Origin of the sequence: Albimonas marina, assembly GCF_029223255.1 — a bacterium.
Taxonomy (GTDB): domain Bacteria; phylum Pseudomonadota; class Alphaproteobacteria; order Rhodobacterales; family Rhodobacteraceae; genus Albimonas.
The window spans coordinates 250,430-274,514 of record NZ_JARHUC010000002.1 but is presented as its reverse complement, the minus strand read 5'-3'; the positions used below and the strand labels follow the sequence as shown (position 1 = coordinate 274,514).

General features: G+C 73.6%; 20 protein-coding genes and 1 tRNA gene. 8 read left to right on the top strand and 13 right to left on the bottom strand.

What is annotated here, in order from left to right:
* Window positions 1-268 precede the first annotated feature (268 nt).
* From P2H44_RS05025 to P2H44_RS05015, 3 genes are all read left to right on the top strand, one after another.
* Complete coding sequence (locus P2H44_RS05025) at window positions 269-604, top strand: TIGR02300 family protein (RefSeq protein WP_275762352.1); 336 nt, start codon at window positions 269-271, stop codon at window positions 602-604.
* Window positions 605-792: 188 nt separating this feature from the next.
* Window positions 793-868: transfer RNA gene (locus P2H44_RS05020), tRNA-Ala, on the top strand.
* A gap of 1,278 nt (window positions 869-2,146) precedes the next feature.
* Entirely contained in the window at window positions 2,147-2,914 is a 768-nt protein-coding gene (locus P2H44_RS05015) for a hypothetical protein (RefSeq protein ID WP_275762351.1), read from the top strand.
* 37 nt (window positions 2,915-2,951) lie between these two features.
* Here P2H44_RS05015 and P2H44_RS05010 read toward each other — a convergent pair whose 3' ends face one another.
* The 3 genes from P2H44_RS05010 to pth all read right to left on the bottom strand — a co-directional run bounded on the left by P2H44_RS05010 (window position 2,952) and on the right by pth (window position 5,589).
* Complete coding sequence (locus P2H44_RS05010; protein ID WP_275762350.1) at window positions 2,952-3,197, bottom strand: hypothetical protein; 246 nt, start codon at window positions 3,195-3,197, stop codon at window positions 2,952-2,954.
* Between the two features lie 221 nt (window positions 3,198-3,418).
* Complete coding sequence (ychF, locus tag P2H44_RS05005; protein ID WP_275762349.1) at window positions 3,419-4,516, bottom strand: redox-regulated ATPase YchF; 1,098 nt, start codon at window positions 4,514-4,516, stop codon at window positions 3,419-3,421.
* A gap of 389 nt (window positions 4,517-4,905) precedes the next feature.
* Window positions 4,906-5,589: an aminoacyl-tRNA hydrolase gene (pth, locus tag P2H44_RS05000; RefSeq protein ID WP_275762348.1), complete on the bottom strand. Its 684-nt coding sequence runs from the start codon at window positions 5,587-5,589 to the stop codon at window positions 4,906-4,908.
* 173 nt (window positions 5,590-5,762) lie between these two features.
* On the opposite strand from pth, the gene P2H44_RS04995 reads away from it, so the two are divergent.
* Together P2H44_RS04995 and P2H44_RS04990 are read left to right on the top strand one after the other, a co-directional pair.
* A complete protein-coding gene (locus tag P2H44_RS04995; RefSeq protein ID WP_275762347.1) occupies window positions 5,763-6,989 on the top strand; it encodes an RSP_2647 family RNA methyltransferase in 1,227 nt (408 codons plus the stop codon).
* Between the two features lie 5 nt (window positions 6,990-6,994).
* Window positions 6,995-7,609 carry a PIN domain-containing protein gene (locus P2H44_RS04990; protein ID WP_275762346.1) on the top strand — a complete coding sequence of 205 codons (615 nt, stop codon included), beginning with the start codon at window positions 6,995-6,997 and terminating at the stop codon, window positions 7,607-7,609.
* A gap of 3 nt (window positions 7,610-7,612) precedes the next feature.
* Here P2H44_RS04990 and P2H44_RS04985 read toward each other — a convergent pair whose 3' ends face one another.
* On the bottom strand, window positions 7,613-8,581 hold the full coding sequence (locus tag P2H44_RS04985) for an alpha/beta fold hydrolase (RefSeq protein ID WP_275762345.1): 969 nt from the start codon (window positions 8,579-8,581) through the stop codon (window positions 7,613-7,615).
* A 187-nt stretch (window positions 8,582-8,768) separates the two neighbouring features.
* On the opposite strand from P2H44_RS04985, the gene P2H44_RS04980 reads away from it, so the two are divergent.
* Window positions 8,769-9,536, top strand: a complete 768-nt coding sequence (locus P2H44_RS04980) for a glucose 1-dehydrogenase (protein ID WP_275762344.1) — start codon at window positions 8,769-8,771, stop codon at window positions 9,534-9,536.
* A 100-nt stretch (window positions 9,537-9,636) separates the two neighbouring features.
* Window positions 9,637-10,698: an alcohol dehydrogenase gene (locus tag P2H44_RS04975; protein ID WP_275762343.1), complete on the top strand. Its 1,062-nt coding sequence runs from the start codon at window positions 9,637-9,639 to the stop codon at window positions 10,696-10,698.
* 494 nt (window positions 10,699-11,192) lie between these two features.
* Here P2H44_RS04975 and P2H44_RS04970 read toward each other — a convergent pair whose 3' ends face one another.
* The 6 genes from P2H44_RS04970 to P2H44_RS04945 all read right to left on the bottom strand — a co-directional run bounded on the left by P2H44_RS04970 (window position 11,193) and on the right by P2H44_RS04945 (window position 18,567).
* Window positions 11,193-12,881 (bottom strand): ABC transporter substrate-binding protein, encoded by a 1,689-nt coding sequence (locus P2H44_RS04970; protein WP_275762342.1) that lies wholly within the window; start codon window positions 12,879-12,881, stop codon window positions 11,193-11,195.
* 381 nt (window positions 12,882-13,262) lie between these two features.
* A complete protein-coding gene (locus P2H44_RS04965) occupies window positions 13,263-15,302 on the bottom strand; it encodes an ASKHA domain-containing protein (RefSeq protein WP_275762341.1) in 2,040 nt (679 codons plus the stop codon).
* A 424-nt stretch (window positions 15,303-15,726) separates the two neighbouring features.
* Window positions 15,727-16,461, bottom strand: a complete 735-nt coding sequence (gene recO, locus P2H44_RS04960) for a DNA repair protein RecO (RefSeq protein WP_275762340.1) — start codon at window positions 16,459-16,461, stop codon at window positions 15,727-15,729.
* 1 nt (window position 16,462) lies between these two features.
* The gene (locus tag P2H44_RS04955) at window positions 16,463-16,849 is read right to left on the bottom strand and encodes a RidA family protein (RefSeq protein WP_275762339.1); all 387 of its coding nucleotides are present in this window, start codon (window positions 16,847-16,849) and stop codon (window positions 16,463-16,465) included.
* 154 nt (window positions 16,850-17,003) lie between these two features.
* The gene (locus P2H44_RS04950; RefSeq protein WP_275762338.1) at window positions 17,004-17,594 is read right to left on the bottom strand and encodes an NAD(P)H-dependent oxidoreductase; all 591 of its coding nucleotides are present in this window, start codon (window positions 17,592-17,594) and stop codon (window positions 17,004-17,006) included.
* Between the two features lies 1 nt (window position 17,595).
* Window positions 17,596-18,567: a DMT family transporter gene (locus P2H44_RS04945; protein WP_275762337.1), complete on the bottom strand. Its 972-nt coding sequence runs from the start codon at window positions 18,565-18,567 to the stop codon at window positions 17,596-17,598.
* 332 nt (window positions 18,568-18,899) lie between these two features.
* Between P2H44_RS04945 and P2H44_RS04940 the strand changes: the two genes are divergently transcribed.
* Complete coding sequence (locus tag P2H44_RS04940; protein WP_275762336.1) at window positions 18,900-19,616, top strand: alpha/beta fold hydrolase; 717 nt, start codon at window positions 18,900-18,902, stop codon at window positions 19,614-19,616.
* Window positions 19,617-19,875: 259 nt separating this feature from the next.
* Here the strand turns inward: P2H44_RS04940 and P2H44_RS04935 are convergent, their stop codons facing one another.
* From P2H44_RS04935 to P2H44_RS04925, 3 genes are all read right to left on the bottom strand, one after another.
* Window positions 19,876-20,760: a class I SAM-dependent DNA methyltransferase gene (locus P2H44_RS04935; RefSeq protein WP_275762335.1), complete on the bottom strand. Its 885-nt coding sequence runs from the start codon at window positions 20,758-20,760 to the stop codon at window positions 19,876-19,878.
* Window positions 20,757-23,063, bottom strand: a complete 2,307-nt coding sequence (locus tag P2H44_RS04930; RefSeq protein WP_275762334.1) for a tetratricopeptide repeat protein — start codon at window positions 23,061-23,063, stop codon at window positions 20,757-20,759. Before P2H44_RS04930 ends, P2H44_RS04935 begins: the two co-directional genes overlap by 4 nt.
* Window positions 23,064-23,174: 111 nt before the next feature.
* Window positions 23,175-23,984, bottom strand: a complete 810-nt coding sequence (locus tag P2H44_RS04925; protein WP_275762333.1) for an N-acyl homoserine lactonase family protein — start codon at window positions 23,982-23,984, stop codon at window positions 23,175-23,177.
* Window positions 23,985-24,085: the final 101 nt, after the last annotated feature.

The following is a 24,085-nucleotide window of genomic DNA, read 5'->3' as shown; positions in this document are numbered from 1 at the left end:
CTCGGGGGTTCGCGGCGGAACCTAGGCCCGGGGCGACCTCCCGGCAAGCTTTTCGCACCTGCGAAATGAACGCGCACCCGATTCCGCGCGCCGCTGCGTCCGCCGCGCGGCGCCCGGCGCGCGCCGCTCCACCTGTTGCGCGATGCCTGCGCGTGTCGGCGCAGGCGTCCGGCGGCGTCGCCGCTTGTCCCGCCTGCGCTTGCGCGCCGCCGAAACCTGTGGCATGGCGCGCACCTTCGCAGAACCTGTTCGCCTGCCGGGGGTCCTTATGGCCAAACCTGAATGGGGCGCGAAGCGCGTGTGCCCGAGCTGCCAGACGCGCTTCTACGACCTGATGAGAGATCCGGCGCCGTGCCCCAGCTGCGGCGCCTCCTTCGACCTCGCCCAGCTGAGCGAGCGCAAGGGCCCGACGATGACGCGGGCCAAGCCCAAGCCCGAGAAGGCGGCCGCCGAGGACGCGCCCGTTCTCGAGGATGACGACCTGCTGGACGACGACGACGATTCGAACGCCGACGACGACGTTCTCCTGGAGGACGACGACGACGATTCCGACGACGACATCGGCATCGTCGGCGGCGGCGACAAGGACGACGAGGAAAGCTGAGCGCGTCGCTCGCCCGCCCTTCGTGGCGGGTCTCCGGCCGGCCGTCGCCCCCGGGCGCCGGCCTGCCGCAACGGGATGGAGGTCCCGGGCGAAAAAGGGAAAGATCCCCTCTTGCGCCCATCACTCCACTGGTCTAGATGACCGCTCACGCCGACGGGAACACCCAAGCCGCCGGCCACATCGGGAAAGGGGCCATAGCTCAGTTGGGAGAGCGCTTGAATGGCATTCAAGAGGTCAGGGGTTCGACTCCCCTTGGCTCCACCACCCGACCTCCACTAAAGTGAGATCTGCGGAGCGGAGAGGCGACCAGCCGACCCGCCCCGGACGTCCGATGCGGACCGAGCCCCGACGCTTGACGGCGCGGGGCTCGTCGCGCGTTCCGACCCGCCGAAGGCGAAGCGGGCCCCGCTTTCGCGAGGCCCGCCGGCGCCTGCCCTTCGCTGTCTTTCCCAGGCTGCGCCTTCGGCGGCGAGGGATCCGCCGAGGTCCGCTTCTCCGGCACGCTACGCTACGCTCGTCCTTCCGCTGCTCCTGCGCGGTTCGACCTTGCCGCCCCGAACGGTGGGGAACGCCATTTACAAGTATTAAGCTATAGGGCCTGCGCCGTTCCCAAAATCCTCCGAAACTGCGAGGGCGGGAGGGGCAAGTCCTTGGAATCGCGTCGAACGAGATCTTCGCGCGTCGCGGGGCGCGTCCGAACAGTCTGGAACCGGCGGGCGAGTCGGGCCGGCGACTCGGCCTCGATTCGCGGGCGGAGGCATCGGGATCGGCCGAGCCGGGCGCCGGAAACGACGACGGCGGATCCTGCCGGGCAGGATCCGCCGTTTCAACGTCTTATCAGCTTGTTGCCGGTTGCGGCGGGATCGCCGCGATTGGCCTCCGGGGATGTCGGGCCGACGCTACGCCTGTTCCGAGGGGGCACGTTCCCGCGGACCATGGCCATCACCCCCGGAGCAGTGACGGATACGCTATTCACAAGTATTAAAGTAACGTTAACGGCGTCTCGGAAAAATCCCCCGAAAGTGCGAGGGGGCGGCGCTCAACCGACTGGAATCGTTGAAGCACCTGTCGGGACAGTCGCCCGTCGCCGCCGAAATCGCATTCCGATTCCGTGGGGTGGGATTCGCGATTCTCCCAGGCGCCCAGGGGGGAGGTCGCGTCGGTCCGGAAGGCGGAGGGCAGGGCGCGGGCCCCGGAAACGCAGTCGGCGGGCCTCGCGTCCGCGAGACCCGCCGCTGGGGGCTTGTTCCCGCCGCGCTGGGGATGCGGCGGGCTCCGGGAGTTTGTCCTACGCTACGCTCGGTCGGGTCTGGGGGTCCAACCGCGGCCATCACCCCCGGAGCGGTGAGTTTTACGCCACTAACAATTGTCAATTTAGGGTTAACGCCCGTCCCGAACTATCCTCGAAAACCGCGAGCCATGGATTTGCAAATCATTGATAACGCGACGTCACTTGACGCGTGAAATCGATTTCGCCTCTCCACCCGATTGTCTGGCGACTCGATTCTGGATAGAACGAATAAGGAACATGTGGAGCCGACCATGACCCGCGACTCGCTTCGGACGATGCTTGGGGCCGGGCGCCGTCCGCGCCCGGCGCTGCCGCTCGTCGAGACGCGGGACGGCGCGCGCGAGGGCGACGCGCCCGTGGCGCTGGCGCTGGGGCGCGCGCACGAGGTCTGCGGGCCCTCGGCCGCGATCTTCGCGGCCATGGCGGCGGCGGGGGTGGCGCGCCAGGCGGGGCCCGGCCCGGTGCTGTGGATCCGCGCGCCGCGCCCGGAGGGGGCGCCGAACCCCGACGGGCTGCTGCCCTTCCTCGATCCCGCCCGGCTGGTCCTGGCCACCCCGCGCCGCCCCGACGACGCGCTGTGGTGCGCCGAGGAGACGCTGCGCACCGGTGCGGCCTCGCTGACGGTGGTCGAGCTCGCCTCCGCGCCCGGCCTGACCCCGGTGCGGCGGCTGCACCTCGCGGCCGAGGCGGGGGCGACGCTGGCCGCGGGGCAGGGGGCGCCGCCGCCGCTGGTCCTGCTGCTGACGCCCGAACCCGGCGGGGCGCAGGGGGTGGAGACGCGCTGGCGCATGGCCCCGGCCCCCTCCCGCCCCGGTCCGGGCGCTCGGCCTCAGCCCTGCTGGCGGCTGGAGCTGCTGCGCGCCCGGATGCTGCGTCCGCGGAGCTGGAGCGTGAGCTGGCGGGGCGAGGCCGGCGAGGGCGCCCTGACCCTGGTCCCCGAGCCCGACCCGCCCCCGCGCCGCCCTCCGCCGCGCCGACGGCCCGCCCGGCCGCCGCGTGCGGCGGACGCCCCTTCCTGAGCGCTTCGGGGGACGTCGCGCGGCGGCGCCGACGCGCTCAGCCGACGAGGCGGCGGGCGGCGACGGCGGGTTCGGCCGGAGCCTCTGGCCGGGCCTCCCGCGCCTCTTCGGACAGGGTGAAGCGGTAGTTCGCCACGGCGCCGCCGATCAGGCCGGCCGCGCCGCACAGGCTGTAGGCCGCCAGGCAGGCCAGGATCGGCCAGCCCGCGCCCACGGCCCCCGCGGCGCCGGCGATGCCCGCCAGCGCGCCCATTCCAAGCGGTCCCACGATCGTCGCCTTCATGATCCGACCCCAACCTCTCTGCCCGGGATCAGCTTCGCGCGCTTAGGTTCAAGACATGTTAACGCCGCGCGCCTTCAGGGTTTACGGATCCGGCCCCGCGCCGTCTGCGGGACCAGGGCGCCGTCCGACGGTCGCGACCCGCGAACGAAAAGGGCCGCCGGCCCCTCCGCCGACGATGCGGCGGAGGGGCCGGCGGCCCCGCGGTCCTCGCCCGAAGGCGATCAGGCGTTGAACAGGAAGTGCAGCACGTCCCCGTCGGCGACCTCGTAGGCCTTGCCCTCGACGCGCAGCTTGCCCGTCTCGCGCGCGCCGGCCTCGCCCTTGCAGGCGATGTAGTCGTCGAAGGCGATGGTCTCGGCGCGGATGAAGCCCCGCTCGAAGTCGCCGTGGATCACGCCGGCGGCCTGGGGGGCGCGGGCGCCCGCGGGGATCGTCCAGGCGCGGGCCTCCTTGGGCCCGACCGTGAAGTAGGTGCGCAGGCCCAGCAGGCCGTAGCCCGCCTGGATCAGCCGGTCGAGGCCGGGCTGCTCAAGGCCGAGGTCGGCCAGGAACTCCGCCCGCTCGGCGTCGTCGAGCTGGGCGATCTCCTCCTCGATCGCGGCCGAGATCACCACCGAGGCGGCGCCCTGCTCGGCGGCCATCCGGGCGACCTTCTCCGACAGCGCGTTGCCGGTGGCGGCCGAGGCCTCCTCGACGTTGCACACGTAGAGCACGGGCTTGGAGGTCAGCAGCTGCAGCTGCTCCCAAGCCTTCTCATCCTCGGGCGCGATCTCGACCGTGCGCGCGGGGCGGCCCTCGTCGAGCGCGGCCTTGGCCAGGCGCAGCAGCCGGTCCTGGTCCGCCGCCTCCTTGTCGCCGCCGCGGATCTTGCGGCTGAGGTTGTTGAGCCGCCGGTCGATGGAGTCGAGATCCGCCAGCATCAGCTCCGTCTCGATGATCTCGGCGTCCGAGATCGGGTCGACCCGGCCCTCGACATGGGTGACGTCGTCGTCCTGGAAGCAGCGCAGCACGTGGGCGACGGCGTCGACCTCGCGGATGTTGGCCAGGAACTGGTTGCCCAGCCCCTCGCCCTTGCTCGCGCCCTTCACCAGACCCGCGATGTCCACGAAGGTCAGGCGCGCGGGGATGATCTGCTTGGACTTCGCGATCTCGGCGAGCGCGGGCAGGCGCGGGTCGGGGACCGCCACCTCGCCCACGTTGGGCTCGATCGTGCAGAAGGGGAAGTTCGCGGCCTGGGCGGCGGCGGTGCGGGTCAGCGCGTTGAAGAGGGTCGACTTGCCCACGTTCGGCAGGCCGACGATGCCGCATTTGAAGCCCATGTGTCCCTCCGGTCAGCTGTCGGCGGCCGGATCGCATGGGGCGACGGCGGGGTCAAGCTGGAGACCTGCCGCGCCCGCAGGGGGGAGGCCTCCGAGGCGGGGCTCGTCGGCTGGCCGCTGCGCGGGGGCGCTTGCGCGCCCGGAAGGACGCTTCGGGAGCTCACCAAAGAACAGAGGCCGCGCCTGTCCTTCGGATCCGTCCGTCGCTGAAGATGCCTGAGCGAGTCGCCGGGAGGGGTCAAGGACAAGCCCCGCCCAAGGGCGGGGTCGCTTCGCGATCCCTGACCCCTCCCGCCGACTCGCTCTGATCGGCATCAGCGACGGACGGCTCCGAAGAACAGGCGCTCCGCGGGCCTGCGGGCGTCGCGCCGGAGCGCGTGGGGCGGGCGTCAGGAGAAGCGGTTGCGCAGGCGCTCGAGCGGGGAGAGGGCGGGGGGCTCCTCGGAGGGCTGCGTGGGGGTCTCGGCGGCGGGCGATGGGGCGGGCTTGGGCTTCTTGGGCTTCGGCGGCGCCATGCGCAGGGCGACCGCGTTCATGAAGCCCGCGTCGTCGCCGGCGGCCAGCTTCTCGGCCCCGTCCGAGCAGCCGCGCAGCATGTCGTCGAGCCACTGGGCGTCGTATTTCGAGAAATCGTGCAGCACGTAGCCCGAGACCAGCTCCTTGCGGCCCGGATGGCCGATGCCCATGCGCACCCGGGCGTAGGCCTCGCCGCAGTGCTGGTGGATCGAGCGCAGGCCGTTGTGGCCCGCGTGCCCGCCCCCATGCTTCACCCGCAGCTTGCCGGGGGCGAGGTCGAGCTCGTCGTGGAACACCGTGACCTCGGCGATCTCGATCTTGTGGAAGCGCAGCGCCGCGCCCACCGACTGGCCCGAGAGGTTCATGTAGGTCTGCGGCTTCAGCAGCAGGACCTTCTCGCTGCCCAGCCGGCCCTCGCTGACCAGGCCCTGGAACTTCTCCCGCCAGGGCGAGAAGCCGTGGTCCTCGGCGATCCGGTCCACCGCCATGAAGCCGATGTTGTGACGCTGTTTCGCGTGCTCGCGCCCCGGGTTGCCGAGGCCGACGAAGAGCAGCATGGGGGGTCTCCTGGTGCGAATGCGGGCGTCCGGGCTCAGGTAACCCGCGCGGAGGCGAGGGGGCAAGCGCGCGAGGCTGGCGGCTGGGGCCGCGCGCGGGGGCGCGCGAGGCGGGCGGCCAGGGCCGCGCGCGGGGGCTGGCTTGCGGGCGAGGCTTGGCGTATGGGGCGCGGATGGACGAAGACGATCACATCTCCGACGAGGGCGGCGCCGACGCGCGGCCCGTGGTGCGGCTCAAGCCCAAGGCCGGGCGGCGCTTCTTCGCCGGCGCGCCCTGGGTCTACCAGGACGAGGTCGTCCTCGACCGGCGCACCCGCAAGATCGCGCCCGGATCGCTGGCCGAACTGCAGGACGCCGAGCGGCGGCCCCTGGGCCTGGTGGCGGTGAACCTCGACAGCGGCATCTCCTGCCGCCTGCTCGACCGCGACCCGGCGGCGGAGATCGACCTGCCCTGGATGCAGGAGAAGATCGCCCGCGCCCTGCACCTGCGCGAGACGCTGTTCGACGCGCCCTTCTACCGCCTGATCCATGCCGAGACCGACGGTCTGCCCGGCGTCATCGTCGACCGCTTCGGCTCGGCCGCCGTGATGCAGCCCAACGCCGCCTGGGCGGACGCGCGCGCGGAGATGATCGCCGAGGCCCTGCGCACCGCCGCGGGCGTCGAGACGGTGATGCTCAACGCCGGCTCCCGCGCCCGCGGGCTCGAGGGGCTGGAGGGCGCCTCGCGGCTGATGTCGGGCGCGCTCGACGGGCCGGTCGAGGTGCCGATGAACGGCGCGATCTACCTCGCCGACCTGCTCGAGGGGCAGAAGACCGGCCTCTACTTCGACCAGCGGCCCAACCACGCTTTCGTCGCCCGGTTGTGCAAGGGCGCGCGGATGCTCGACGTCTTCTCCCACGTCGGCGGCTTCGCCCTGGCGGGGCTGGCGGGGGGCGCGGCCTCGGCGCTCGCCGTCGACGGCTCGGAGCCGGCGCTGGCGCTGGCGGCCGAGGGCGCGCGACGCTCGGGCTTCGGGGAGCGGTTCTCGGCCCGTCGCGGGGACGCGTTCGACACGCTCAACGAGCTGGGCGAGGCCGGCGAGCGCTTCGACGTTGTGGTCTGCGATCCGCCCGCCTTCGCGCCCAACAAGGGCGCGCTGCAGAACGGGCTGCGCGCCTACGCCCGCATCGCGCGCCTGGCCGCGCGGGTGGTGGAGCCGGGCGGGTTCCTCACGCTGTGCTCCTGCTCCCACGCCGCCGATCCGGCCGCCTTCCGCGCCGCCTGCGTGCGCGGCATCGGCCAGGCGGGGCGCGAGGCGCAGCTCCTGCGCTCGGGCGGCGCGGGACCGGACCACCCCGAGCATCCTGGGCTGGCCGAGACCTCCTACCTCAAGGCGCTGACCTTCCGCCTGGACGGCTGAGGCGCATGGCGCCTCGGGTCTTCCTCGACGCCAACGTGCTCTATCCGCAGCTGGTGCGGGGCTGCCTGCTCTCGGCCGCGGTCGAGGGGCTGATCGTCCCCTGCTGGTCGCCGGGCGTGGTGGGCGAATGGGCCCATACCGCGCTGCGCCAGCATGGGCCCCAGGCCGAGGCTGAGGTGCGGGCCGAGGCGGCGTCGATGGCCGCCCGCTGGCCCGACGGGCTTGCCGAGGCCGCGCCGGGCGAAGGGCCGCTGATCGGGGAACGGACGGGTGCGGAGGCCGGGCCCGGCCCCGGCCTGACCCTGCCGGACGCGGGCGACGTGCATGTGCTGTCGGCGGCGCTGGCGGCGGGGGCGGGGTTCCTCGCCACCTTCAACCTGCGCGATTTCCCGCCGCGCAAGCTGCGCGACCTGGGCGTCGCCGCCATCCATCCCGACGCCCTGCTGTGGGAGATCGCGGGTCGCGAGCCCGAGGCGATGGCCCGCGCCCTGACCCGCGCGCTGGGCCCGTTCCCCAAGCTCGCCGCCTCGGCGCAGGAGGCCGCGGGCGGGCTGAAGCGGGCCCGCCTTCCGCGCCTCGCCAAGATGGTGAAGCGCGGGGAGATCGGGCCGGGCGCCTGAGCCTCAGCCCGCCACGGTCGGGGCGAAGGCGCGCTCGGCCATGCGGCGGATGAAGTCGGCGGTCTCGTCGGGGGCGGTGATCGGCAGCATGTGGCCCCGCCCCTCCAGCACGTGCCAGTCGAGATGGGGCAGGCGGCCGACCAGCGCCTCGCCCTGCTCCTTGTGGTCGAGCAGCGCGTCCTCGTCGCCATAGAGCACGCCGCCGGGCAGGGTGATCGCCTCCCACCTCGGCGAGAGGTCCCCGATGGCGCCCGCGGCCACGAAATCGGCCGAGGTCGCGACGAAGGCCCGCGGGCGCAGCCCCAGCACGCCGCCGCCGCGGGTGACGAAGTCGTCGGGCGCAGGCTCGGGCGCGAAGACCATCGCCAGCGTCGCCTCGGCGTATTTCTTCGCCATCGGCACCGCCAGCGTCCAGGCCAGCGCCCGGCGCATCAGCGGGCTGGTCACCCCCAGCCCCGAGAAGGCCTGCGAGACGTTGGTGGTCGGATGCGTCAGCGGCGCAACCAGCGCGAAGCCCGCGATCTTCTCGGGATGCTCCAGCGCCAGCGTCAGCGTCACCGCCCCGCCCAGCGAGTGGCCCGCGACCAGCGGCCGCTCGATCCCCTCTGCGTCGAGGAAATCGGCGATCATCCGCGCCTGGATCGACAGCGCCGCGTGATCGTCCGAGTCGCGCTCGGAGTAGCCCGAGCCGGGGCGGTCGATCGAGATCACCCGGTAGTCGTCGGCCAGCTTCTCGGCCACCGCGTAGGTCCAGTGGCGGAACTGGCCGCCCAGCCCGTGGATCAGCACGATGGGCGGGCCCTCGCCGCTCTCGACCCAGTGGATCGCGCCGCCGGGGACGCGGGTGGTCTTGCCGATGCGGGGCGCGGCCTCCTCGGCCATGCGCTGGCCGCGCTTCAGGCGCGCCGCGTGCAGGCCGATCAGCCCCGCCGCGACCAGCAGCGCCACGATGATCCACTCGCCGATGCCCATGACGGCCTCCCTTGCTCCGCGCCCGCCCCAAGGGGCCGCGAAGCGGGCGGTCGCGTCAAGGATTCCCGGGCGCTTTTCGCGGCGTTGCGGCGCCTCCATGGTGCGTCGCGGAATGGGGCGAGCCCGCTTGATCTTCCCGCCGCCGCGCGTCAGGGTTCGCGCCAAACGACATACCGGGAGGAATGCGATGTCGACCGAAGCGGGTTCCGGGCGGATGCAGGGCAAGCGGTGCATCGTCACCGGCGGGGCGCAGGGGTTCGGCGAGGGCATCGCCGAGCGCTTCGCGAAGGAGGGCGCGACGGTCGCCATCCTCGACATCCAGGAGGGCAAGGCCGCCGAGGCCGCTGGCCGCATCGGCCACGGCGCCTTCGCGGTGGGCTGCGACGTCTCCTCGCGCGCCTCGGTGGCGGAGGCCTGGGACGCCTGCGAGGCCAAGATGGGCGGCGTCGACGTGCTTGTGAACAACGCCGGCTGGTCGCACAGGAACCAGCCCGCGCTGGAGACCACGGAAGAGGAATTCGACCGGGTCTACGCGATCAACGTCAAGCAGATCTGGAACTTCTGCCAGGTGGCGATCCCGGCCTGGCGCGGGCAGGGCGGGGGCGTGATGCTCAACATCGGCTCCACCGCCGGCATCCGCCCGCGGCCGGGGCTGAGCTGGTACAACTCCACCAAGGGCGCGGTGAACCTGCTGTCGCGCAGCCTCGCCGTCGAATTCGCGCCCGAGAACATCCGGGTCAACTGCCTCGCCCCCGTCGCCGGCGAGACTCCGCTGCTGGCCACCTTCATGGGCGAGGACACGCCCGAGAAGCGCGCGGCCTTCCGCGCCTCGGTGCCGCTGGGGCGCCTGTCCACGCCGCGCGACATCGCCAACGCCGCCCTCTACCTGTGCTCGGACGAGGCGGACTTCATCACCGGCGTGATCCTCGAGGTCGACGGCGGCCGCACCATCTGAATCCCGGCCCCGCGGGGCCGGCCGACGACCGGGCCGTGCGCGGCCCGACGATTTCGGGCCGCCGCGGCTCTGCGCGGCCCGCCACACGGGAGGAGACGACATGAAAAGCTATTGCGTGGTCGAGTGGCACAAGCCCTTCGAGATGATCGAGCGCGAAGACCCCACGCCCACGGGCAAGGAGGTTCTGGTCCGCGTGCGTCGCTCGGGCGTGTGCCACTCCGACGTGCACATCTGGGAGGGCTACTTCGACTACGGCGACGGCCAGAAGTTCCGCATGGAAGACCGCGGCATGAAGCTGCCCCACACCCTGGGTCACGAGATCCTGGGCGAGGTGATCGCGGCCGGCCCCGACGTCGAGAACCCGCCGATCGGCCAGACCATGCTGGTGCACCCCTGGATCGGCTGCGGCGAGTGCCGCGCCTGCCTCGAGGAGCGCGAGAACGACTGCCAGAAGATGCAGGCGCTCGGCGTCGTGCGTCCGGGCGGCTTCTCGACCCACGTGATCGTGCCCGACGCGAAGTTCCTGGTCGACATCGGCGACGTCGATCCGACCATCGCCGCCCCCTACGCCTGCTCGGGCGTGACGGTCTACACCGCGCTCAAGAAGCTGCTGCCGATCCATGACGACGAGTGGCTGGCGATCATGGGCGCGGGCGGCCTCGGCCTCGCGGCGGTCACCATCGCCAAGGCGATGGGCTTCAAGAACGTGATCTCGGTCGACATGGGGCAGGAGAAGCTCGCCGCCGCCGTCGACATGGGCGCGGACGAGACCATCGACGTGCGCGAGGAGGCCGACGCGCTGAAGGCGCTGCAGCAGAAGTCGCAGGGCAAGCTGCTTGCGGTGCTCGACACCGTGGGCATGGAGGCGACGGCGCAGCTGGGCTTCAACGGCCTGGTCAAGACCGGCCGTTACGTGATCGTCGGCCTGCACGGCGGCACCTTCAAGGCCCCGCTGCCCAAGCTGCCGCAGCTGTCGCTGACCGTCCGCGGCTCCTACGTCGGCTCGTGCAACGACCTCAAGGAGCTGATGGAGCTGGTGAAGGCCAAGAAGGTGAAGTCGGTTCCGATCACCGTCCGCCCGCTGGAAAAGGCCTACGACACCGTCGTCGACCTGGCCGAGGGCAACATCGTCGGACGCGTCGTCCTCACCACCGAGGATTGACCGGCGCGCGCGGGTTCAGCGCCCGCGCGAGTTCGAAAAACGTCTTTGGAAACCGAACGTTGCGCGGCCGACACGGCCGCGCAAATTTTTTTCGGAAGACAATTTGCATCTGAAACAATGTGTTGATGTTTACCTGACGCACCCTGCCGGCGCCGAAAGGGTGGCGGGCGTTTGACGCCGGGGGCCGCTCCACTAGATGGAATGCTAAGGTTCACGAAGAAGAGGGTGTCATGGAGAAGATCGAAGCGCTTATCCTCAGTCTCGGCGCGATCGCCGGGCCTGTGATGACGCTGGTCGCCATGGCGATGCTCATCGTCGGGTGACCCCGTCGGACGCGGCCTAGGCCGCCAAGACACAGGCCCGTCGCTTCAGACCCTTTGGCGACGGGCCGCACATTCTCCGGCCTCCCCTCCGCGGTCGCAGCGCGGGCGGGAGGCCGGCTTCGTTTCGGGGCCCCGGACAGGGCCCGACCCGACCGCCCCCTCCCGCGCGCGTCAATGGTCCAGCGACCACAGGTCGTGGTGATGCTCCAGCATCGGGTGCATCCCCACGCCCTGCGCGGCGGGCGAGGCGTGGCGGGCGAGCGTGCGCCAGTAGGGCTGCACGATCACCGCCGCCTCCTGCAGGCGCCGCTCGATCTCCTCCATCAGCTCGCGCCGCCGCTCAGGGTCGGGCAGGGCGAGCGCCTGGTCGAGCAGGGCGTCGAACTCCGGATCCGACCAGCCGGTCTCGTTCCACGCGGCGCCCGAGCGATAGGCCAGCGCCAGCACCTGCACGCCCAGCGGGCGCATGTTCCAGTCGGTCGCGGCGAAGGGGAAACGGGTCCAGGCCGCCCAGTAGTCCGCCCCCGTCATCAGCGTGCGCCGCACGCGGATGCCCGCGTCGCGAAGCTGGGCCGCCACCGCGTCCGCCGTCGCCCGGCGCCAGTCGTCGTCGATCGAGATCAGCTCGTGCTCGTAATCCGCCATCCCCGCCTCCTCCAGCAGGGCGCGGGCGGCGTCGCGGTCGGGGCGGCGCGGGGGCAGGGGGAAGTACTCGGGGTGCATGGGGCCGACGTGGTGGTTCTCGGCCGGGCGGCCGTGGCTCGCGTAGCCCAGCTCCAGCACCACGTCGTTGTCCACCGCCGACTGGATCGCCCGGCGCACCCGCGCATCCGCATAGGGCGCGCGCCCGTCCACCTCGGCCGTCACGTTCATGCGGCAGGCTATGGTGGCGGCCGAGGGCGTCTCCCACTTCTTCAGCTCCAGCGCGTCGAAGAGGTCGATGAACTCCCCCGTCGACTCGTGGACCATCTCGATCCGCCCCTCCCGCAGGGCGGCGGCCCAGGCCCGCGGGTCGGGGCCGAGGTCGTGATACTCGATCCGCTCCAGCGCCACGTCCCCGCCCCACCACTCGCCCCGCTTGACCAGCGTGGCGGAGACGCCGGGCTCGATCCCCTCCAGCCGGTAGGGCCCGGTGCCGACGGGCGCGGCCGATAGGTCGCCGCCCGCCGCCTCGAAGCCGCGATGCACGATCAGGGCGGGATAGTCGGCGAAGCCCGGGATCACCGTCACGTCGCCCTTGCGCAGGGTCAGGCGCACGGTGTGGTCGTCCACCGTCTCGATCGCGCCCTCGGCGGCGCGCCCCGTCTCGGGGTCGATCAGCGCGGCCATCCGCGAGGCCATCGAGTTCCCCGGCGCCCCCATGTCGCACCAGCGCTCGAGGTTGAAGACCACGTCGGCTGCGTCGAACGGATCGCCGTTCGACCAGGTCACGCCCTTGCGCACATGCAGCAGGTAGCTGCGCGCGTCGTCCGAGACCTCCCAGCTCCGCAGCAGCCACGGCTCGAACACGAAGTCGGCGGTGTAGCGCACCAGCGGCTCGACCACGCCGCGCGCGACGTTGCCCATCTCGGCCCCGTCGAAGGCGCGGGGGTCGCGCACGGGGCGCACCTTCATCTGGCAGCGCATCACCCCGCCCGGCGTCGCCGTCTGCGCCCGCGCGGCGGGCGCGCCCAGCCCCAGCATCCCGTGCGCCGCGGCGGCCGTGGCGCCCAGCGCGGTGGCCAGCCCCAGGAACTCCCGCCGGTCCATGCGCCCGGCCCTCGCCTCCGCCGCCCAGGCAGGCAGCGCGGGGTGCGGCGCGTCGCCGGAGCGGCCCGGAGCCGAGGAACGGCCGGTGGACGGGACGGGATCGTCGGGCATGGGCGCGGCTCCGGCCAGGTGAAGCGCGGCGGGGGCGGGCGCCCCGGCCGAAGGTCCGCGCCCGCCCCCGCCCGAAAGACGGGGAGCGCCGCAGGGCTGAAAGGGTGGGGCAGGGGCCTTGCGAATTCAACAACACGGGCCTGCGCAAGCCCGTGTGCGGCCCCTGCGCAACCCTTCGCCACGCGACCGCCCCGATCCGAGGCCCTTCGCGGCCGAAAGCGGGCCCTGCCGCGGCCGGAAGAGGCCGCCTGCGGACACGGACGGCCTCGACCCGCTCCCCGCCGCTGGCGACCGCGGAGGGCCGAGCCTATGCCGCCGGCCTGTCGCTCGCCGCGGGGCGGAGACCGGAGGCTCGGCCCAGCGAAAGCCGCCTGCCCCCGCTCAGCCCCGCCGACGCCGCCGGCGCCCGCCCGCGTCGCCGCCGCCGCCGCCCGAGCCGCCGTAGGAGACGGCGGGCAGGGTTGCGACCTTGCCGAGCTCCGGGTAGGGCGCGCTCTTGTGGGGGATCGCCATGGCACCCACGAAATGCTCCTGGAAGCGGGGCTCGATGGCCGTCTCGATCTTCTCGATCCGGCGCACCACCTGCTCGATCTCCCGCCGCGCGCCGCGGTTCAGAAGCGCGATGCGCGCGCCGGTGCCCGCGGCATTGCCGGCGGAGGTGACCTTGTCCACCGCGCAGTCGGGGATCATCCCCAGCACCAGCGCGTGCAGCGGGCTGATATGCGCGCCGAAGGCGCCGGCCAGCACCACGCGGTCCACCGTCTCGACCTCCATGCGGTCCATCAGCAGCTGCGCCCCCGCGGTCAGCGCCGCCTTGGCGAGCTGGATCGCGCGCACGTCGTTCTGGGTGACCGAGACCAGCGGGCCCCCGTCCTCCCGCCCGTCGTGCAGCACGTAGGCGTGGGTCCGCCCGTCGGCGACGCAGCGCGCAGAGCCTGTCTGCTCGGCCGAGCCGATCACCCCGTCCTCGTCGATGATCCCCGCGAGGCGCATCTCTGCGATCACCTCGATGATGCCGGAGCCGCAGATGCCGGTGATCCGGCTCGCGTCGAACTCCGCCTCGTCCGACCAGGCCTCCTGCCCGATGACGCGGAAGCGCGGCTCCTTCGTCTCCGGGTCGATGCGCACCCGCTCCACCGCCCCCGGCGCCGCCCGCTGGCCCGAGGAGATCTGCGCCCCCTCGAAGGCGGGCCCGGTGGGGGAGGAGCAGGCCAGCACCCGCCGCTTGTCGCCCAGCTGGATCTCGGCGTTGGTGCCCACGTCGACGATCAGCACCAGGTCGTCGGAGGTCTGGGGCGACTCCGACAGCGCCACCGCGGCGGCGTCCGCGCCCACGTGGCCCGCGATGCAGGGCAGCAGGTAGACCTGCGCGTCGGGGTGGACGTTCAGCGAAAGCTCGGCGGCCGAGCAGCTCACCGCGTCCGAGGTCGCCAGCGCGAAGGGCGCCCAGCCCAGCTCCACCGGATCGACCCCCAGCACCAGGTGATGCATCACCGGGTTGCACACGATCACCGTCTCGAGGATGTCGGCGGGCTCGGCCCCGGCCTCCTGCGCGGTCTCGGCGAGCAGCGCGGCGAGGGCGCGGCGCACCTCGAGCGTCATCTCCTCCGCCCCGCCCGGGTTCATCATCGAGTAGCTGACCCGGCTCATCAGATCCTCGCCGAAGCGGATCTGGGGGTTCATCACCCCGCCCGAGGCGCGGACCTCGCCGGTGTGCAGGTCCGCCAGGTGGCAGGCGATGGTGGTTGAGCCGAGGTCGATGGCCGCCCCCCAGACCGGTTTCTCGCGCAGCCCCGGCCAGACCTCGAGGATCCGCGGCGCCGCGCCCTCGGCCGGCGTGTGGACCGCGACGGTCGCTTTCCACTCGCCCTCGCGCAGCGTCTTCTGCAGGCGCTTGAGCAGGCCCAGCGAGGCGGTGGCCCCCTCCACCCCCCACTGCTGGGCGAGCGCGTCGCGCAGCCGCTCGAGATCGCCGGAGGGCTGGTGCATGTCGGGCTCGACCACCTCGACGAAATGCAGGCGCACGGCGGGGTCGAGCACGATGTCGCGCGCCTCGGCGCGCTTGCGCACGATCTGGCGGTGGACCTGGGACTCGGGCGGCACGTCGATCACCACGTCGCCCTGGATCGTCGCCTGGCAGCCCAGCCGGCGGCCGTCGATCAGGCCGCGCTTGTCCTTGTAGCGCTGCTCGACCTTGTTCCACTCGGACAGGGCCTCGGGGCGCGAGACGACGCCGTGCTTGGAGAACTCGCCGAAGCTGGGCGTGATCTGGCAGCGCGAGCAGATGCCCCGCCCGCCGCAGACCGAATCGAGATCGACCCCCAGCTGGCGCGCGGCGGTCAGCACCGGCGTGCCGGCCGGGAACCGGCCGCGGCGGCCGGAGGGGGTGAAGATCACGAGCGGGTCGGGGGCGTCGGTCATGTCGGCTCCACGGTCGGGGGGCTGCGCGACACACCTAGACCGGAGCGCGACGGGTTGCGAGAGCCGGGACGACGCTTTGCAGGCCGCGAGCGGCCGGAGAGGGGCGGGACGCGAGGGACGGAGGCGCCCTGCGGGCGGGCTTGGGCCTGGTGCGGGGGGCGTGCCTCGATTTCGGAGGGGGGAGCCTCCGGCGGGCTCCTGACTCACCAAAGAACAGGGCCCGCGCCTGTTCTCCGGACCCGTCTCTCGCTGATGGATGCCTGAGCGACTCGGTCCCCGGGGTCAAGGACAAGCCGGCTTCGCCGGTCGCTACGCGATCCTTGACCCCGGGGACCGAGTCGCTCTTTCCGGCATCCGCGAGAGACGGCTCCGGAGAACAGGCGCTTTGCGAGGGCCGCAGGCGTCGCGCCGGGGCGCCTGGAGCTCAGGGGCGGAACAGGGCGACGAGGCGGGCGCGGGCCTCGGGCGGGGCGCGGCGGTTGAAGGCGGGGGCGACCTGAGCCTCCCAGAAATGGCCGGTGGCGCGCAGCGCGCGGGCGATGTCGGCCTCGTCGTGGCGCGGGTCGCCCAGAAACAGGCGCGGCATCGGCAGAAGCCGGTCGGACCAGGGGCCGCCGGCCTCCCGGCTGACGGCGCGGCCGGTGCGCGGGCTGATCCAGGCGAGATCGGCGTTCGGGCCCGAGGCGCCGGTGGCCGCGCAGCTCGACAGGTCCAGGCCGAAGCCGAGCTCGCCCAGGAGCGCCAGCTCCCACAGCGCGTAGAGCGCCGGCCAGTCCGGGTCCGTGCCCAGCGCGTCGACGAGCTGGATCGTGCGGGCGTAGAGCGCGGCATGGGGCTCGCGCTCGGGCAGGAAGGAGACCAGCAGGGCGGAGATCGACCCCATCGCGGCCAGCGCCCGGCGGTCGGACATGATCGCCGCGGCGCGCGAGCGCGACGGCTCCACCCGCCACGAGCCCATGTGCTCCTCCAGCCGCGCGCGCCACTCGACCGAGAGCTGGGCGCCCGGCTGCAGCACCGGGGCCATGCGGCGCGAGCCGCCGCCGGGAGCGACGCCGGCGTGACGGCCATGCTCGGCCGTCAGCACCTCGAGGATCGCCGCCCCCTCGCCATGGCGGCGCACGGCCAGCAGCAGGCCCTCGTCGCGCCAGGCGGTGGCCATCTCAGGCCGCGGCGATCATCTCGACCTCGACCAGGAACTCGGGGCGGGTGAAGCCCGAGACGATGACCAGGGTCGAGGCGGGGGGCGTGGGCAGATCCGCCACGAAGGCGTCGCGGGCGGCCATGTAGCCGGCCATGTGCTCGCGCGCGGTGACGAAGGCGTTCAGGCGGACGACGTTGGCGGGGGTCATGCCCGCCTCGCGCAGGATCTCGGCGAGATTGGCGAAGCAGCGGGCGGCCTGCGCCTCGGCCCCCTCGGGCAGCGTGTCGTCGGGGGCGAGGCCCAGCTGGCCCGAGGCGAACAGCAGGCGGGCGCCGGCGGTCACCTCGACGGCGTGGGAGTAGCGGGCGAAGGGCGGGCGGATCGACGGGGGGGTGATGGGGATCATGCGGGGCTCCGGGTTTCGGGGGAGTTTGGGGGCCGGCGCTCCCGGCGTCCAGCGGAGAGGACGCGCCTGCCTCGCCCGCGAACGGGCGCTCCGCGAGGGCCGCCGGCGTCGCGCCGAGGCGCCCTGGGGACAATGGAGCCGCCGCCGGCGGGCGTCAGCGGATGCGGGCGATGCGGCGGCGGACTTTCGCGAGGAACGCGGTCCTGCGGGCCTCCGGGACCGTGTCCATCGAATGCAGGCCCAGCCAGAAGGTCCGGCAGCGTGGCGCGCAGCAGGCGCGCAGGCCGCGCAGGATGATCCGCCGTCCCGGCTGGCCGATCAGGCGCCACAGTCCCCACGACGAGCCCAGCGTGCTGACCTGCCCGATCAGGCGGATGTTCACGAGGCCCGGGCGGATGCCCTGGGTCTCGGTCGGCATGCGGAAGGCCACGTGGGGCACGAACACCCGGTCGAGCCAGCCCTTGAGCATCGCCGGCGGGCCGTACCACCAGGTCGGATGCACGAAGATCAGCCCCTCGGCCCAGCGCACGTCGTCGAGGTGGCGCGCGACGGGGATCTCGTTCGCGCCGGGCTCGTGGTAGCCGATCCGCTCCTCGCGGCTCATCACCGGGTCGAACCCCTCGGCGTAGAGGTCGGTCAGGCGCACCTCGTGGCCGCCGGCGCGGGCGGTCTCGACCACCGCGTCGCGCACGGCGGAGCCGAAGCTGCCCTCGACCGGGTGGCAATAGACGATCAGCAGGCGCATTTCAGGCCGCGGCCTCCGTCGTCGGGGGCGCCGCGCGCCAGCGCCAGGCGGCATGGGCGGCCAGCGCCCCCAGCACCACCGCCCCGCCCGCCAGCGTCCAGGCGCCCGGATCCTCGCCCAGCACGATCCACACCAGGATCGGGCCCGTCACCACCTCGAGCAGCGTCAGCATCGAGGTCTCGGCCGCCGGCAGCCGTCGCGAGCCCCAGGAGATCAGCGTGATCGCCAGCGGCATGATGATCCCGCCCGACGCGAAGGCCCAGGCGACCTGGTGGACCGCCACAGGCTCGAACGCCGCGAAGGGGGCGGCGAGGAGCGCCCCCAGCAGCCACCCCGGCCCGATCACCGGCGTGGCCGACGAGGCCTTCAGCCGCCGCAGGATCACGAAGAAGGCCGCGATGCAGGCGGCCGACAGGAACCCCGCCGCGATCCCCTTCAGCGACAGCGCCCCCTCGTCCCAGGCGCCGGCCGCGACCAGCCCCAGCCCCAGCCCGGTGGCGGCGATGGCGAGGCCGGTCTGGGGCGCGATCCGCTCCCCCAGCACGGCGCGCGCGAGCAGGGCCGCGATCATCGGCGTGGCGGCGAAGGCGAGCATCGCGTTCGCCACGCTGGTCCACACCACCGAGAGGGTGAAGAGCACCGTCGTCGCCGCCTCCAGCGCGACCAGCGCCAGCCCCCAGCGGCCCAGCGAGCGCATCGCGCGCCACAGGCCGCGGCCGTAGACCAGCCAGCAGCCCAGCGTCAGCACCACGCCGCCGAAGACGCCCCGCGCCACCGCCAGCGTGAAGGCGTCGAGCTCCGAGAGCCGCATCGCCAGCGCGTCGGGGGTGAACACCAGCACGCCGAGCGCCACCACCAGCAGCCCGCGGCGCGCGTCCGCGGGGGCGGAGGTCGGCGAGATGACGGGGGCCGGCGACAGCTCCGGCACGGCTCCGCCGCCGGGCGAGGCGGGTCCGGTTTCGGGTCGAGGCATGAGACGGCGTCCGGGAGCAGGTCGGCGGAAATCGGCCGAGGCGCGGACGCTAGCGGCGAACGCAAGCGATGTCCATGTCCCGGCAGGCGATGCGGTCGAGGCGGGGACAGACGAGCCATGTCGCGCCACGGCGCCCGGGCGGGTCGGTCAGCGGGATCCGCGGCGGGGCGCCCGCCGCCGGCCCCGGCGCGCCGTATCGCCGGGCGCGACCCGCCGCCCCCCTGCGCCTGCCGGCGCTTGACGCCGGCCGTCGGGGCGGGTTCGCTCTGGCCCGAGACGACAAGGCCGGCGTCCGCGATCCCTCGCCCGACCGGCCGCAACGGAGGATACGCATGACCGTCCTGTTCATCCATGGCATCGGCGCCGGCAAGGAGACCTTCGAGGAGGTCACGCCCCTGGTGCCCGGCTCCCGCGCGCTGGACATGCCCGGGTGGGGGGACGAGCCCTGGGGCGGCCCGGCCTCCTTCCCCGCGCTCGCCGACTGGCTGGCGGGCAAGATCGACGAGACGGGCGGCCCGGCGGTGATCTTCGGCCACTCCTTCGGCGGCATGCTGGCGCTGGAGACGGCGCTGACCCATCCCGGCAAGGTGCGCGCCTTCGTGGCTTGCGCCACCTCGCCGGCCTTCGGCGGCCGCGACCCCAGCTTCGCCGAGCAGTTCCTCGCCGCCCGCCTGAAGCCGCTGGACGAGGGCATGTCGATGCCCGAGCTCGCCAAGCGCTCCTCCGCCCAGATGGCGGGCTCGGGCGTTTCGGAGGAGCGGATGGCGCGCTTCGCCGACTCGATGGGCCGGCTCGACGAGACGGTCTATCGCGACGTGGTCCGCTGCCTGACCACCTTCAACCGCCGCGACGACTTGGAGAAGGTCACCCAGCCGGTGCTGTGCCTCGCCGCCGACGCCGACGACACCGCGCCCGCCAAGACCATGGAGAAGATGGCAGCCAAGCTCCCCCACGGGGAGTTCCAGGTCCTCCCCGGCGGCCACCTGCTGCCCGTGCAGTCGCCCGAGGCGACGGCCGAGGCGGTGAACGCCTTCCTCGCGAAGCTCTGAAGCGGGCGACCCGCCCCGTCCGTAGGGCGCCCCGGGCGCGACCGGGGGCCTCGCCCCTCCGCGGCGAACGGCGGCCCCGCGGCGGACCCGGCGCTCCAGCCCCTGCCGCACGCCGGCGCCCCGGGCTTGACCCGGGGCCTCCCGCGTCCGCAACGGACTGCGCCGCCGACCCGGAACCAGCGCCCCCCGCGACGCCTGCAGGCGGCGCTCCGGGCCTGACCCGGGGCCTCATGCACGCCCTTGGCCGCCGGCGGCCCGCTCAGCCCTGCGGGCGGCGGGCGATCACCAGGTGGCCGGGCTCGGGGTTCCCGAGGTTGGTGCGGATCGTCCAGGGCTCCAGCGCCTCGATCTCGAAGCCGGCCTCGGCCAGGGTCCGGCGCACGTAGGCCTCGGAATGGTGGAAGCGCTGGTGGGGGCCCACGGTCCAGCCCTGCGCGGGGAAGGCGTCCTCGGGCAGGGTCTCGGTCGAGATCAGCAGCCGCCCGCCGGGGACGAGCTGCGCGAAGGCGCCGGCGAACAGGTCCTCCAGCGCGCCCAGGTAGGGCAGCACGTCGGCGGCGGCGATCAGGTCCCACGGGCCCGCGACGTCGCCGTCCTCGTCCTCGGCCGGCGCGTGCAGGAAGGCGACCGCGTCGCCGACGTAGAGCGCGTCGTAAAGGCCGCGCTCGTCCGCCTCCCCCAGCATCTCCTCCGACAGGTCAACGCCGGTGGAATGGCCGCGCAGGCCGGGCAGGGCGGCGTCGAGCGCGGCCGCCATCAGCCCGGTGCCGCAGCCGAGGTCCAGGAGGCTGGGCTCCGCCTCCTCCGGCATCATCGGGGCCAGCATCTCCGCCAGGCGCGTGGGCGCGCGGTAGCCGAGCTGCCCCACCAGGATGTCCTCGAACGAGGCCGCGTGCTGGTCGAACAGGGTCGCCACATAGGCCGGCGACGCCCGGTCCGGCGCCTCGCCGCGCCGCAGGGCGGCGATGCGCACCGCCGCGCCGCCGTGATCTTCGGGGTCGAGCGCCAGCACCTGGCGCCAGGCCTCGGCCGCGGCGTCCGCCTCGCCCGCCTTCTCCAGCGCCAGCGCGCGGGCGTAGGCGGCCTCGAGCGGGTCGTCGGTCTCGGGCGTGTCGTCGGGCCGGTCGTCGGAAGATTCGGTCACTGGGTCTTGTCCGGGGCAGGAGCGGGAGCGGGCGCCGAGGGCGCCGGGGCAGGGGCGGCGGCGGGCGCAGGCGCAGGCTCGGGCGTCGCATAGCCCACCCGGTCCTGCGGCCCGTCGTATTCGTAGACCAGCCGCGGCCCGGCGGGGACCCGGTGCACGACGCGGACCTCCCGTTCCGGGATCAGCGGATAGGCCATCACCTCGGCGCGCAGCGGACGCTCGCGCAGGTCGCTCTCGATCACCCGCGCGCCGTGGCGGGTGTAGCGCTCGAACGCGTCCTCGGCGGTGCGGGTCCAGCCGGCGGGGCGCCCGTCGGACTCGTAGCGGTAGAGGTCGCGCCAGCCCCGCTCCGGCCACAGCCAGGGGTCGGCGTATTCCGCCTGCCGCACCGAAGCGTCGTAGTTGATCATCTCCACCTGGCCGTCGTCGCGATAGAGCCGCTCCTCCCGCGGGGGGAAGGCGATGGAGAGGAAGGCCGGGGCCGAGAGCGCGGCCCCCTCCACCTGCGCGAAGACCGCGACGTCGACGCGGTGCGAGCGCAGGCCCCGCGGGGGCGCCTCCACCCCCTCGTGCCAGTCCACCTCGATCACCGCCTGCTCGCCGCGCGCGCCGCCGGGGCGGATGCGCACCTTCGCCGGATCGCCGCGCAGCAGCACCCAGCGGAAACTCACCGGGCGGTCGTCGCGCGCCTGCGTCTCGGCCGCGCCCACCCGCATCGTCATCGTGCGCTCCGTCCCCCGGAACAGCCGCGAGATCGCCGAGGGCGTGTCGAACCAGGGCTGCGCCAGGCCTTCGCCGAACAGGGTGATGCCCGGCGTGGGGCGGCTCTCCTCCAGCACCTTCAGGCGCACCATCGGCGGGATCTGCGCAGGCTCCAGCGCGTTGGCGATCTCGATCATCCGCTCGGGCTCGGCGGTCTCGGGGTCGAAGACGGTGGGATGGGCGAGGGGCGAGAGATAGGCCTCGTCGCTCTCGATCCCCGCCTGGCCGCGCCGCCAGATCATCTGCACCGTGGGCGCGACCAGCCGCTCGCGCACCAGGGCGGCCTTGGTCTCGGGCTTCAGCGCGGCGAGGATCGCGGCCACCCCCCGCAGCGCCGTCTGGTCGGAGCCGGAGCTGCCCTGGCTGACGATCATGTAGGGCGTGTTGGCGTGGAACACGTCGCCGTAGAAGCCGTCGTGGTCCTTGTGCTCGGGGTAGATGTAGATCTGGTTCGAGGCGTATTCGCGCCACAACTCCTGCGGCCCGCCGGTGCTGGTCAGCCCCAGCCGCGCCATGCTGCGCCAGTAGGGCCCGCCCGCCACCGCCGTCGAGGCGTTGCCGAAGAGCGGCGGATAAAGCTCCTCGCCCGAGGCGACGACGATGCCGTCCGCCAGCCCCCGCCCGAAGCCCTGCGCGCGCACCGCGGGCTCATGTTCGAGGTAGGTCAGCTCCGGGAACAGGCCCCGGCGCAGCAGCGAATGGTCGTCGTCGCGGTTCTCGTAGAAGTCGCCCCGGTTGCCCGCGGCCGCGCCGCCCGCCACCAGCCGGTTGAGCAGGCGCGCCTCGGGCGAGTCCCCCGACATCGCCAGGCGGGGGGAGCCGTCGGCCTCGGGCGCGGTGAACCAGGCGCGCACCACGCCGTCGCGGGTCGACCACTCGGCGTTCGCCTCGGAGATCACCGCGTCGCCGTCCGCGATCGCCGAGGGGATGGCGGGCTTCGGCGGATCGGCGGGCGGGGGCGCCGGCTCGTCCATCGCGGCGAGGGCGGCCTGGAAGCCGGGACGGTCCTGCATGGGGGCGAAGAGGGGCGAGCGCGTCACCGCCTGCGCGTCGCGGTATCCCGCCTCGGCCGCGGCGGCGAGCTGCGCCTCGGCCGCGTCGTACTCCCCGCGTCGCGCCAGGATCTCGGCCAGCGCCAGGCGCAGCGCCTCCATCCGCGGCCAGCGCGCGATCAGGCGACGCAGCGCGGCCTCGCCTTCGGCCGGCCGGCCCAGGCGGAAGGACTCGCTGACCTCGCGCGCCTCGCGCTGGAATTCGGTGCGGCGGAAGATCGGGACCTCGGCCGGAGCGCGGGCGACGCCCGGCGGGGGCGGCGTCAGGGCGGGCTTGCCGCCGGCGCCGGCCGCATCCTCCGCCTGCTCGAGCCACGCGTCCCAGGGCGCCACCGCCGCGCCCACGCCCAGCGCGACCAGCGCCACGGCCACCGCGCCCGCGATCCACTTCGCCCGGCGCCCGGACGGGGCCGGCGCCGCGGGATCGCGGTCGGTTCGGGCGTCGGCTGAAGCGCCCAGAAAATCAGTCCAGTTTCGGCGACCGGTCACGCGGCGGCTCCAGGATCGGCGGCGCGGAGGGGGACGATGGACCCGGCCGCGCGCCGCCGCAACCGGCTGCGGCGTCGCGCCTTTCCTCGCCCGCCCCGCGCCCCGGTCGCCCTACGCCAGCGACAGCGGATCGAAGTCGCGCGGGGTCGCGTCGAGGCGGAACACGAAGCCGCCCGCCACCTCCGGGAACAGTCGGCGCACCAGCGGATCGTGCCCCGGGATCACCAGCCCCGGCGTGGAGGCGAGCGCGCGGATCCGCGCATAGCCGTCCAGCGTCTCGGCCACGTCCACCACGATGGGGAAGGGACGCCCGGTCAGGTAGTTGGCGTAGTAGTGGGAGGCGTCGGAGGCCAGGCACAGCCACCCCTCCCGCGTGCGCACCCGCACCGCCTGCAGGCCCAGCGAGTGCCCCCCGATCCGGTGCACCGTCACCCCCGGCGCGACCTCGGCGTCGCCGTCGTGGAAGATCACCCGGCCTGCGTAGACCTTGCGCACCATCTCGCAGACATGGTCGACCGAGAAGGTGTGGCGCAGCTGCGGGTGGCACATGCAGGGCCCGGTGGCGAAGGCCATCTCCGCGGCCTGCAGGTGGAAGGTCGCCGCCGGATAGCGGGGCAGGCCGCCGGCGTGGTCGTAGTGCAGGTGGGTGATGATGACGGTGTCCACCGTCTCGGGCGCGATGCCCAGCGGGGCCAGCGCCTCATGCGGCTCGCGGTCGATCTCGCGGCCGCGGCGGGCGCCCTCCTCCCGCTCGAAGCCGGTGTCGACCAGGATCGTCCGGTCGCCCGAGCGCAGCACCCAGGTGAAATAGTCCAGCGGCATCGGCCCGTCATGCGGGTCGCCGCCCAGGAAATTGTCGGCGCGCCGCCGGGTGGCGACCTCGCCGTATTTCAGCGCGTAGACCTCCCAGGTCCCGTCCATGCCCGTCTCCTCCCATGCGTCTTGTTTGGGGGAGACAGTGGCCGCAGCGCGCGCGGATGAAAAGCGCGAAGGGGCGCGGCGCGCGCCCCTCCGCGACGTCG